Genomic DNA, 11,180 nt, shown 5'->3' on the forward strand with positions numbered 1-11,180 from the left:
TCACCGGGGCTTGACGACGAGTCCGAGGTGGTCGGCGAGGGCCGCCCGACCACGGGCGCACCGCGACTTGATGGTGCCCTCGGCGACACCGAGGATGGCGGCCGCCTCGGCCACCGGCACCGCGTGCATGTCGACGAGGACGAGCGCGGCGCGTTGTCCCTCGGGGAGCTTCGCGAGGGCCTTCTCGATGTCGAGGCGCACCTCCGTGGAGGCGTGGTCGTCGTGCCGGTCGGCGAGCCCGAACTCCGGCAGCTCGCTCGTCGGCCGGCGCCGGCGCAGACGGTCGAGACAGGCGTTGACGACGATGCGGTGCAGCCAGGTCGTCACGGCGGCCTCGCCGCGGAACGACCCGGCGCGGCGGTAGGCGGCGATGAAGGCGTCCTGCACGCAGTCGGCGGCGAGCTCCGGGTCACGCACGGTGCGCAGGGCGACCGCCCACATCCGGTCCTTGTGCCGGCGGAAGATCTCACCGAAGGCCGCGTCATGGCCCTCGACGTGCAGCCGGAGCAGCTCCGCATCGCTGAGGCCGTCGATGCCACCGGGCGGGCGCTCGCCCGGCTCGGCGACCGGCACGGTCAGCGCACCGTCACTTCGTTGATCTGGGCTCGGTAGCGGGTCGGCGACTCGGCGGCGGCCGCCTTCGTGACGAAGACGATGAGCGTCGTGCCCGGCTCGAGCTTCTTCGAGGCCTTGATCGTCACCGTGCCCTCGGCGCCCTTGGCCGAGCCCACCTCCTGCGCACCGCTGCGCGAGGTGCCGTTCGTGAGGTAGACCGTGACGTTCTGCTTCGCCGGCAGGACGAGGTCGACCTCGCTGACGGCCGTCGGCTGGCTCAGGGTGAGGATGACCCCGAGGCCCTCCTTGTCGCCGTTGTAGGTGGGGCTGCCGTACCACCGCGACCTCCAGCCGGTGCTCGGATCGCCGTCGTAGACCTTCTTGACGTTCTGGTCGGCCTCGGTGCCGTCCTGCTCGTCGTAGCCGGTGCCGCCGACGATGGAGACGGGGGCGGCGGGCGGCGCGGACGACGACGTCGGGGCCGGCTCGCTCGTCGTCGGGGCCGCGCTGCTCGAGGCCGAACGGGTCGCCGTGACGGTCACGACGGGGCCGGCGACCGTGTCGCCGTCGCTCTTGCCGATCTTGGCGACGTTGTTGATGCCGATGACGAGGGCCACGATGACGAGCACCCCGACGATCGCCAGCGCGATGCGCGACTGGGCGCCCGACGGTCGCTCGGGGGCGTCGCGGCCGAAGACGGGCAGGGGCGGCTCGAGGTCGGTGTCGGGCGCCTCGTCGAGTGCGTCGACGAGGGCGATCTCCTCACCGTCGTAGTCGTCGTGCGCCGAGTGGGCGGCCCGGCGCTCTGCGGCGCGGGCGGCGGCCTTGTCGGCGGCGGCCCGGGCGAACGAGCCGACCCGGTCACCGATGGCCGCTGCCGCGCCGGCGGCCGCAGCTCCGGCGGCGGCGAGGCCGGCCGTGCCTCCCGTGCCACTCGAGGCACCTGCGCCGGCAGCACCAGCAGCCCCGGCAGCTCCCACGCCGGCGCCCGGCGCTCCGCTCGGGAAGGCCTGGGTCTGATCACCGCTGCCGACAGCAGGGATGACGTCGGTGGAGCCGGCAGCGGACCGAGCAGCCCCCGCTCCGGCAGCACCCCTGGCAGCAGCACCGGCGGCACCGGCAGCACCGGCGGCACCGGCAGCACCGACGGCGGGCAGGACCCGGGTCGAGCCGGCCGACGCGCGCGGCGCGGGCAGGCGGATGCCGCTCGCTCCGTCGGACTGCGGCGGACCGGACGCCCACGGTGCGATCTGGAGGGCGAGGTCGCCGGGCGACAGCGGTCCGCGCCGGCCACCACGGCTGCTCAGGGTCATGCGACAGATGAGGTCGAGGTCGTTGGGCACCCCGGTGGCGATCTCGGAGGGAGCGGCAACGCCGCCCACGACGGGTGGTGCGTTCTCGAGCCCGGTGCCGGCAGCGGGGCCGGGGCCGACGAGGCCGTCATCGACCGACACGGCGGGCCAGCGACCGGTGAGGCCGGCATACGCGACCTTGACGAGCCCGACGGCGTCAGCGCGGGAGGCCTGCTCGTCGGAGATGCGGTCGGCCCCGGTGAGCACGGCCTCGGTCGCGAGGCCGCGCACCTTGACGGCGCCGTCGGGCATGCGCAGCACGGTGCTGGGGGTGAGGGCGAGGTGGTGCAGCCCGCGGTGGCTCGCCTTGTCGAGGGCGCTCGCGGCCTCGCCGGTGAGCCGGCGCACCTCCTCGGCGGAGAGGCCGCCCGACTGCAGCAGGTGCGAGAGGGGCACGGCGCCGGTGAGCGGCTCCTCGACGACGAAGGCGACGCCCTGGTCGGTGCCGACGTCGAGCACCCGGACGAGGCGCGGGTCCTCCACGCCGGCGGCCCGGCGCGCTGCGTCGAGGACGGCGGCGGCGATCGATGACGACGCCGGGAAGCAGACGAGGACGACCTCGCGTTCGAGGGTGTGGTCACTCGCGCGCCAGCGCTCGTGCGAGGGCGCCTCCGACGTGCGCAGGGTGACGGCATACCGCCCACCGAGAAGTGTTCCGGGTCCAACCCCTTGCATGCGTCACCCCTCCCTGATGTGGACGCGGCCAGCGATGCTGCTGGGTTTGCCCGTCATCCTAGGCGGAATCAGCGCGGATCCAGATCCTCGCCGGCGGCGTGTGCGGCGGTGACCGCCTCGATGTCCTCGATCTCGTCGATGCGCGACGTGCCCCGGAGCACGGTGCGCGCGATGCCGGCGAGGAGCACGATCCCGATGAGCGTGCCGCCGGCCCAGTAGATCGTCGAGTCGAGCGGGTTGGCCTGGACGCGGATCGCCGCCGGGGTGCCGATGACGGTGCCGTCGGCCGTCGTGAGGTAGGCCATGATCTCGACCTTGCCGGCGGCGACCGCCGCCACCTGCACCGGCACGATGGCGCGTGACCCCGGCTGGATCGTGATCGGGCCCGGCTGCTCGACGATCTGGATGCGCGGGTTGTTGGGCACGAGCAGGAGCCGGATGTTCTCGACGACGTCGTCGAGGCCGTTGACGACCGTCACCTGGAGGGTGCCGCGCTCGGCGAACAGGTTGACGCTGCGCGGGACCACGCGGATCGCCCGGGTCGCGGCGGTGATGTCGGCGGAGACGGAGGTGCCGAGGGTCGTCCAGCCCGCCCGGTTCCACCGCCAACGGGCGCTCGTCAGCTCATCGAGCAGCTCGCCGTACGTGGCGGCGACGACGTCGCCGTTCGCGAGCACCTCCGAGACGGAGAGCATCGTCGAGCGCTGGGTCGCCATCTGGGCCAGGCGCGCGGTCGTCAGGGTCGGGGCGGGTGCCGCCGACGGCGGGGCCTGGGCCGGACGCTGCTGGGCCACCGCCCGCTCGGAGCTGCGGTCGGTGAGCAGGCTCGTCGCGTCGACGGGCTCGAGCCACGGCACGTTCGAGGTGGCCTCGAGGAAGGTGGACAGGGCGCGCGGGTCGGTGTCGTAGGTGCGCGGCGCCACGACGAGTGCCGAGCGCGGGGTCCCGGCCCGCTCACCGAGCAGCACGAGCGACTCGGCGAGGTAGCGCTGGGTCGAGAGCACCGGCGTCGGATCGCTGCGCCTGGGCAGCAGGGCCGAGAGGCGGGCGTCGTAGCCGAGCAGGCGCGTGCCGCCCGCAGCCACCCGTCGTGCGGTCGGGGTGTAGGGGGAGTCCGCAGTGATGGCGCGCTGGTCGACGACGATGCCCGCGACCTTCTTGACGGTCGAGCCGGCCCAGATCGCCTTCAGCTGCTTCTCGCGGCCGTTCGGCAGCAGGCCGTCGACCGGCCAGGCGATGTCGCCCCGTGCCGCCGAGCCGAGCTCCTCGGCGACGAGCGACGAGCGGCCGACGAGGGCGCGCACCGGTGGGTCGGCCGGGTTGATCGCGCCGCTCGCCGCGACGTCGGCGTCCGCATAGGGCAGTGCGATGACCGGGCGGCCGCGCAGGTCGGCGGCCAGCTGGTCCGCGAGGTCGGACACCACGGCGTCGGGCCCGGCCGCCTGGCCCGTCCCGCCGGCGTCCGTGGTCGCGCCCACTGACGGCGTCGCGCTCGGGGTGCCGGACGGGGGAGCCGGGGTGGTCGAGGGTGCGGAGGACGTCGTGCCCGTCGGAGTGGTCGTCGGAGTGGTCGTCGGAGTGACGGTGGACCCCGTTGACCCGCTGGTGCCCGGCCGCACGGCCTCGACGGCCGGGCCGAAGACGGCGGGGTCGACGGCCAGCGTCACCGGCGAGCCCTTCGTGCCCTCGACGAGGCGGCCGAGGCGTGAGCCCGGACCGATGACCTTCGACCAGGCCGCGTCGCGCACCGCCTGCTCCTGCGAGAAGAGCTCGACGACAGGGTCGAGGGTGACCGGCATGAGCGTCGCGACCTGGATCGGCTCGAACTCCTTGCGGGAGTTCCACGCGAGGAAGGTGCGGGTCATCCCGATCGCGGCCGAGGCGCCCTGCTGCACGACCTCGACCGAGATCGGCAGCGCGGCGAAGGCGTCGGGGTTGCGCAGCTCGGCGGCAGGCACGACGACGCTGAAGGGCGCCTCGTCGCCGGCCGCGATGTCCGCGAGGGTGGTCTCGGCCACCCGGCGACCCGAGTTCGTCGTGCGCCCCGACGCCCAGTCGTCGAGTGCCGGACGCGTCGTGATGTCCCTCGAGCCGAGGCGCACCTGCACGGTGGGGGCCGTGAGCGGCCCGGTCAGGGGGGCGGTGACGACACCCGTGACGGTCACGTCGGTGCCGGGCGCCACGACCGTCGGGGTGACCTTCGTCAGCGTGACGAGTGCCCGCGTGCGGTCCGGCTTGACCGCCGGGGTCAGCGACGGGACGGGCTGGAGAGGCGCGACTGCCCCTGCCGAGCCGCCGACCGGCACGCCGAGCAGGACGAGCAGGACGACGAAGACGGCGGCCACGACACGCGGCCGCTCGCGGCGCCCCCGGGTGCCCGGACGCCGCCACCTCCCGCTGGTCACGCCGTGCCTGCCAGCCGGTTCCAGGCCGTCTGGGCGATGCGACGCTCGTTGGGGAAGGTCAGGCGGCGGTGCACCTCGTCGAGACGCATCCAGGCGACGTCGATCGCCTCGTGGTCGGGGTCGTTCTCGATGGAGAGCTCGCCGCCGAGGGCCTCGAGCAGGTAGTGGTGGACGTACTTGTGCACGCGCTTGGTCGACGTCGCGAACCAGTAGTCGATCGTGCCGAGCTCGACGAGCACCCGCCCGACGATGCCGGTCTCCTCGGCGACCTCGCGCGCCGCCGTCTCGACGAGTGTCTCGCCCGGCTCCACGTGCCCCTTGGGCAGGCACCACTCGATGCGGCCCGCCCGGTTGCGTCGCGCGATGATGGCGATGAGGGCGCAGCCGTCCTTGACGTCGACGACGATGCCCCCCGCGGAGCGCTCCTCGACCGCGGGCAGACGCCTCCCCTGCACCGGGGTGGGGAGGGGCTGCGCGCTCACCTCGCCACCATAACCGGGTTGTCCCCGTCGCCGCCTTCGTCGAGTCGCTCCCACGCCGCCTCCCGTATGCCGTCCGGCCCCCTCCCGTCTGCCGCGGCCCCGCTGCGCCGCTGCCCCGGCGGCCACAGCGCTCGTGCGGGACCCGGCACGGCGGCGTACCTCGGTCTGCGGGTGCGCCCGCTCGCCTAGATATCCCAGCGTCGTGGCGTGTCAAGCGGCGACGGGTTGGCGGTGTGCCCATGCGGTGTGTTCGTCGTAGGGGGTTCGGTGTTTGAGGCAGCCGTGCAGGATGCCGACCCATCGGTTGGCCAGGGCGCGTAGGGCTTGGTGGTGGGTGTCGCCTGCGGCGCGGCGTTGGTCGTAGTAGGCGCGGGCTCCTGGGCTGGGCTTGAGGGAGCAGAAGGCCCACTGGTCGAGTGCGTCGTACAGGCGAGTGTTGCGGGCGTGTCGGGCCAGGACCGCGCGTTTCTTGCCTGAGGCGATCGTGATCGGGGAGGTCCCGGCGTAGTTCCTGCGAGACTTGGTGTCGGTGAAGCGTTCGGGGTCGTCTCCGAACTCGCCGAGCACCCGGGCGCCGAGGACGTCACTCAGGCCTGGCAGCGAGAGAAGGATGTCGGCGTCCGGGTGCTGCTCAAAAGTGGCTTCCAGCTGCGCCTCGAGCTGGGCGAGCTGGGTGTTGATCGCGGTGATGACCCCGACCTGGGCGGTGACCACGCTCGCGTACGCGGCTGCGGTCGCCTCGGGTGCGTGCAGCTGCTGGGTGTGCAGCACCGCGTGGATCCGCTCGGTGGTGGTGTGCAGGTTGCGTCGTCGGCCGCCAGCGCGCAGGGCCGCTGTGAGCTGGGAGCGGGTCAGCCGGGCCGCCCTGTCAGGATCCGGGGCCCGGGTCAGGACCGCGAGGGCGTCGTGGTCGTGCAGGTCCTGAAACGCTGTCAACGCCGCGGGGTAGAACTCCCGCAGCGCGTTCCGCAGCCGGTTGGTCTCCCGGCTGCGCAGCCACACCATCGACTGCTGGGCACGGGCCAGGATCTTGATGGCCTGCACCTGGTCGCTGTCGCCGGCCACGACGCGATGGTTGTGGGCGTCGGTGCGGACCAGGTCGGCCAGGACCTTCGCGTCCCCGGGGTCGGACTTGCCGCCGCCGACGTGGTGCCGGTCGCGGTAGCGGGCCACCGCCTTGGGGTTGACCGCGTACACCCGGTACCCGGCCGCGACCAGCGACGCGACCCACAGCCCGTGGTCGGTCTCGATTCCGACGGCCACCTCGTGCGGGTCACCGGCGTGCTCGGCGAGCAGCGCGTGAAAGGCGCTGACCCCAGCCACGCCCTCGGGTAGTCGCCGGGCGGCAAGCTTGCTGCCCGCCTCGTTCATGACATGGACGTCGTGGTGATCCTCGGCCCAGTCGTTGCCGACGAAGATCAACGCGACCACCTCCTTCACCTCGATCGACACACTGCGGACACTGAGCCGGGATCGCCCCGGTAGCGACCTAATGGATCAGTGCTCACCACCGCTGGGGGCACGACATCCCATCAGCACTCGTCGGGCGACCTCCCCGCCGGTCGGGACACGATCTAGGCGTAGAGATCAGCGCCTCAGGCTGAGGTGGTGTTCACCGACCAACGGCTCGGCCAAACAGCCTCCCACCCCCGATCACACGTCGAAAGAGGGAGAACAACACCCCCATTAGGCTGACCTGGTGCCTGATCGACCCCTCAGCCCTGCCGCGACGACGGCGCACCGCCCCCTGCTCGAAGCAGCGGTCGTGCGGCTCGCCCCGGTGCTGCCGATGCTCACCGAGCTCGGCGAGCTCTTCGCGGCCGCCGGGCACGAGCTGGCCCTCGTCGGCGGCCCGGTGCGCGACGCCTTCCTCGGGCGGGTCTCGCCCGACCTCGACTTCACGACCGACGCCCGCCCCGACGAGATCCTCGAGGTCGGCGCCCGCTGGGCCGACGCGCACTGGGACATCGGGCGTGACTTCGGCACGATCGGGCTGCGCAAGGGCCCGCTCCAGCTCGAGATCACGACCTACCGGGCCGACGTCTACGACCGGACCTCACGCAAGCCCGAGGTGATGTTCGGCGACACCCTCGAGGGCGACCTCGTGCGGCGCGACTTCGCCGTCAACGCCATGGCGATCCGGCTGCCGAGCCTCGAGTTCGTCGACGTGCACGGCGGCCTCGACGACCTCGTCGACCGGCGCCTCATGACGCCGGCCGCACCTGAGGAGTCCTTCGCCGACGACCCGCTGCGGATGATGCGGGCCGCGCGCTTCAGCGCCCAGCTCGGCTTCGACGTCGCGCCGCAGGTGCGCGCCGCGATGACCGAGCGGGCGGCGACGCTCGAGATGATCTCGGCCGAGCGGGTGCGCGAGGAGTTCAGCAAGCTGCTCCTCGCTCCCCGGCCGCGGGTCGGGCTCACCCTGCTCGTCGACACCGGCCTCGCCGACGTCTTCCTGCCCGAGCTGCCCGCCCTGCGGCTCGAGGTCGACGAGCACCACCGGCACAAGGACGTCTACGACCACTCGCTCATCGTCCTCGAGCAGGCCATCGACCTCGAGGGCCCGCCCGACGGCCCACCGGAGTCGGTTCCGGGGCCCGACCTCGTGCTGCGCCTCGCCGCGCTCCTGCACGACATCGGCAAGCCCGCGACCCGGCGCTTCGAGCCCGGCGGCGGGGTCTCCTTCCACCACCACGAGCTCGTCGGGGCCAAGCTCGTCAGCAAGCGGCTCAAGGCCATGCGCTTCGACAAGGACACGACCAAGCAGGTGGCGCGGCTCGTCGAGCTGCACCTGCGCTTCCACGGCTACGGCGACGGGCAGTGGACCGACTCGGCCGTGCGCCGCTACGCCACCGACGCCGGCCCGCTCCTGCCCCGGCTCCACCGGCTCACGCGCTCCGACTGCACGACCCGCAACGCCCGCAAGGCGCAGCGGCTCTCCCGCGCCTACGACGACCTCGAGAAGCGGATCGAGCGCCTCGCCGCCGAGGAGGAGCTCGGCAAGGTGCGCCCCGAGCTCGACGGCAACGAGATCGCCGCGGCTCTCGGCATCAGGCCGGGCCCGGTGCTCGGGCAGGCTTACAGCTACCTGCTGTCGGTGCGCCTCGACGAGGGGCTCATCGGCAAGGACGCCGCGCGCGCCAAGCTGCTCGCGTGGTGGGCCGCCCGCTCCGAGTGAGCTGCCCGTGACCGAGCGGCCGCGAGGGGGCATGGTGGGGGCATGAGATATCTCGACGTCCCCGGCCTCGGCCTCGTCAGCAGGGTCGGCCTGGGCACCTGGCAGTTCGGTGCCCGCGAGTGGGGCTACGGCGACGACTACGCCGACCGCGCAGCCCACGACATCGTGCGGCGTGCGCTCGCGCTGGGGGTGACCCTCTTCGACACCGCCGAGATGTATGCCTTCGGCCGCAGCGAGCGCATCCTCTCCGAGGCGCTGGGCGAGGACCGCCACTCCGCCGTCGTGGCGACGAAGCTCTTCCCCATCGCGCCGTTCCCGCCGATCGTGAGGAACCGCGCGCACGCGAGCGCCATCCGGCTCCGGCTGCCCCGCATCCCGCTCTACCAGGTGCACCAACCCAACCCGTTCGTGCCCGACAGCGTCATCATGCGCGGCATGACGCCGATGCTCGACGAGGGTCGCATCGGCGCCGTCGGCGTATCGAACTACTCCCTCGACCGCTGGCGCAAGGCCGACGCCGCGCTGGGCCGGCCCGTCGTCAGCAACCAGGTGCAGTTCTCGCTGGCGACCCCGGCGCCGCTCGAGGACCTCGTGCCCTTCGCGCAGCGCGAGGACCGCATCGTCATCGCCTACAGCCCGCTGGCCCAGGGGCTGCTCGGTGGGAAGTACGGCGTCGACCACCGCCCGAGCGGGGTGCGCGCGGCCAACCCGCTCTTCGGCACCGAGAACCTCCGGCGCATCGCGCCCCTCCTCGAGGTGGTGAGGCAGGTCGCCCATGCCCACGGCGCCAAGCCGGCCCAGGTCGCCCTCGCGTGGCTGCTGGGCCTGTCGCAGGTCGTCGTCATCCCCGGGGCCTCGAGCGTCGAGCAGCTCGAGTTCAACGTCGCCGCGGCCGACCTCGAGCTGCGGCCCGACGAGCAGGAGGCGCTCACCGCCGCTGCGCAGGCCTTCGCGCCCGTCTCGGCGGGGCGCACGTTCGTCGACAGCCTGCGCGAGCGCTTCTGACCGCGGGGCCCGGGGCGAGAGGCCCCGGGGCCGTGACGCCGACGGCCGCGACGGGGAGTTCTCCCCATCGCGGCGGTCACCGTCGCGACCTAGGCTCGAGGATGGCTCCGAGCACGGTCGCCGATCTGACAGCAGCGGGTCACGATGGTTGACTGACCGCGCCCCTGACTGTCACGAGCAGGAGCGACTCCCAGACCCCAGAGGATCCCATGAGCACGCTGGCCTACCCGAGCCCCGACTTCCCGGGCCCGCCGTCGGTGACTCTCGAGGTCGACGACGGGTGGGAGCCCGTGCACGCCCCGGGCACGATGCTCGCCGCCCGCCTGCCGCGAGACGAGGGCTTCTGCCCCAACGTCGTCGTGACCCTCGAGCCCTGCGCGCGCGACCACGCGATCGAGGGCTCGCTCGAGCAGGTCAGGACCCTCGCCGCCGCTCGCGGGGGCGGTGTCTCCGAGCCGTATGCCGCCGAGCTGGGCGGGGCGCACTTCGTCGGGTGCGATGCCACCTGGCCAGACCCCGAGGTCGAGAGGGTGCTGGGCGCCAACCTCTTCCATGTCGCGGGAGCCGGCGAGACGGCATACCTCGTGCAGCTGACGGGAGCCGTCGGCGGCGCGGATGCCGAGGCCGACTACGACCTCGTCCGCGGCGTGCTGACGACGGTGCGGGTGCAGCCGTGGGCGGCGCCGGCTGCCGGGACGCAGGAGCACGGCGCATGAGCGGCACCGTGCACTCCGTCGAGGTGGGCCTCGCCACCGACGTCGGCCGCGTGCGCCCGCACAACGAGGACACCGCGGCGTCCGAGGGCACCGTCCACGTCGTCGCCGACGGCATGGGCGGCCACGCTGCGGGAGAGGTCGCGAGCCGCATCGCCGCCGACGCCCTCATCGAGCTCGCCGCCCGGCCGAACCTCCAGGTGCGCGACATCGTCGCGCAGCTCGCCGAGGCCAACCGGCGCATCCTCGAGTCCGCTGCCCGCCACCCCGAGCAGACCGGCATGGGCACGACCGCCGCCGGGCTCGCCGTCGTCTCGGTCGGCGGCTCTCGCCACTGGGCCGTCTTCAACGTCGGCGACTCGCGGGTCTACCGGAGCATCGACGGCGAGCTGAGCCAGGTCACGGCCGACCACTCCGAGGTGTGGGAGCTCGTCGAGCGCGGCCTCCTCACGCCCGAGCAGGCCGCACGCCACCCCGCTCGCAACATCGTCACCCGGTCGCTGGGACGCGAGCCGATGGCGACCGTCGACACCTGGGTCTTCCCGCCCTATCCGGGCGAGGCCTTCGTCATCTGCTCCGACGGACTGTCCAACGAGCTGTCGCGCGAGCGCATCGAGGAGATCCTCGCCGAGCACCCCCACGCCGACGCCGCCGCGCAGGCGCTCGTGAAGGCCGCCGTCGAAGCCGGGGGCCGCGACAACGTGACTGCTATCGTCGTGCGGTCGCCGGGGGACGACCTCGACCTCGACATCGACGAGGACACCACCCCCCGCGACCAGGTGAACGGCTCGACAGGGGAGAGCAGGGCATAGCAG

General features: G+C 73.2%; 9 protein-coding genes. 4 read left to right on the top strand and 5 right to left on the bottom strand.

The window, feature by feature from the left end; translation table 11 throughout:
* The 5 genes from sigM to FBY41_RS22110 all read right to left on the bottom strand — a co-directional run bounded on the left by sigM (window position 1) and on the right by FBY41_RS22110 (window position 6,891).
* Window positions 1-573 (bottom strand): RNA polymerase sigma factor SigM, encoded by a 573-nt coding sequence (gene sigM / locus FBY41_RS22090; protein ID WP_375869897.1) that lies wholly within the window; start codon window positions 571-573, stop codon window positions 1-3.
* A 2-nt stretch (window positions 574-575) separates the two neighbouring features.
* Window positions 576-2,582 (bottom strand): protein kinase family protein, encoded by a 2,007-nt coding sequence (locus FBY41_RS23550; RefSeq protein ID WP_185749214.1) that lies wholly within the window; start codon window positions 2,580-2,582, stop codon window positions 576-578.
* A gap of 68 nt (window positions 2,583-2,650) precedes the next feature.
* Window positions 2,651-4,987, bottom strand: coding sequence for a DUF6049 family protein (locus FBY41_RS22100; RefSeq protein WP_260439973.1), 2,337 nt, complete (start codon window positions 4,985-4,987; stop codon window positions 2,651-2,653).
* Window positions 4,984-5,469 (bottom strand): NUDIX hydrolase, encoded by a 486-nt coding sequence (locus tag FBY41_RS22105; protein WP_141823804.1) that lies wholly within the window; start codon window positions 5,467-5,469, stop codon window positions 4,984-4,986. The genes FBY41_RS22100 and FBY41_RS22105 overlap by 4 nt, the downstream gene beginning before the upstream one ends.
* A gap of 210 nt (window positions 5,470-5,679) precedes the next feature.
* A complete protein-coding gene (locus FBY41_RS22110) occupies window positions 5,680-6,891 on the bottom strand; it encodes an IS110 family transposase (RefSeq protein ID WP_141847470.1) in 1,212 nt (403 codons plus the stop codon).
* 277 nt (window positions 6,892-7,168) lie between these two features.
* Here FBY41_RS22110 and FBY41_RS22115 point away from each other — a divergent pair, with 277 nt between their 5' ends.
* The 4 genes from FBY41_RS22115 to FBY41_RS22130 all read left to right on the top strand — a co-directional run bounded on the left by FBY41_RS22115 (window position 7,169) and on the right by FBY41_RS22130 (window position 11,177).
* On the top strand, window positions 7,169-8,647 hold the full coding sequence (locus FBY41_RS22115; RefSeq protein WP_260439974.1) for a CCA tRNA nucleotidyltransferase: 1,479 nt from the start codon (window positions 7,169-7,171) through the stop codon (window positions 8,645-8,647).
* 42 nt (window positions 8,648-8,689) lie between these two features.
* On the top strand, window positions 8,690-9,652 hold the full coding sequence (locus FBY41_RS22120) for an aldo/keto reductase (RefSeq protein ID WP_141847274.1): 963 nt from the start codon (window positions 8,690-8,692) through the stop codon (window positions 9,650-9,652).
* Between the two features lie 209 nt (window positions 9,653-9,861).
* On the top strand, window positions 9,862-10,368 hold the full coding sequence (locus FBY41_RS22125) for a hypothetical protein (RefSeq protein ID WP_141847276.1): 507 nt from the start codon (window positions 9,862-9,864) through the stop codon (window positions 10,366-10,368).
* A complete protein-coding gene (locus tag FBY41_RS22130) occupies window positions 10,365-11,177 on the top strand; it encodes a PP2C family protein-serine/threonine phosphatase (protein ID WP_141847278.1) in 813 nt (270 codons plus the stop codon). The genes FBY41_RS22125 and FBY41_RS22130 overlap by 4 nt, the downstream gene beginning before the upstream one ends.
* Window positions 11,178-11,180: the final 3 nt, after the last annotated feature.

This window comes from Humibacillus xanthopallidus (assembly GCF_006716675.1).
Taxonomy (GTDB): domain Bacteria; phylum Actinomycetota; class Actinomycetes; order Actinomycetales; family Dermatophilaceae; genus Humibacillus; species Humibacillus xanthopallidus_B.

Bases quoted from the DNA above. Each gene is read 5' to 3' on its own strand.
- FBY41_RS23550 (WP_185749214.1), bottom strand. From the start codon at position 2,582: ATGCAAGGGGTTGGACCCGGAACACTTCTCGGTGGGCGGTATGCCGTC.
- FBY41_RS22120 (WP_141847274.1), top strand. From the start codon at position 8,690: ATGAGATATCTCGACGTCCCCGGCCTCGGCCTCGTCAGCAGGGTCGGC.
- FBY41_RS22125 (WP_141847276.1), top strand. From the start codon at position 9,862: ATGAGCACGCTGGCCTACCCGAGCCCCGACTTCCCGGGCCCGCCGTCG.
- FBY41_RS22130 (WP_141847278.1), top strand. From the start codon at position 10,365: ATGAGCGGCACCGTGCACTCCGTCGAGGTGGGCCTCGCCACCGACGTC.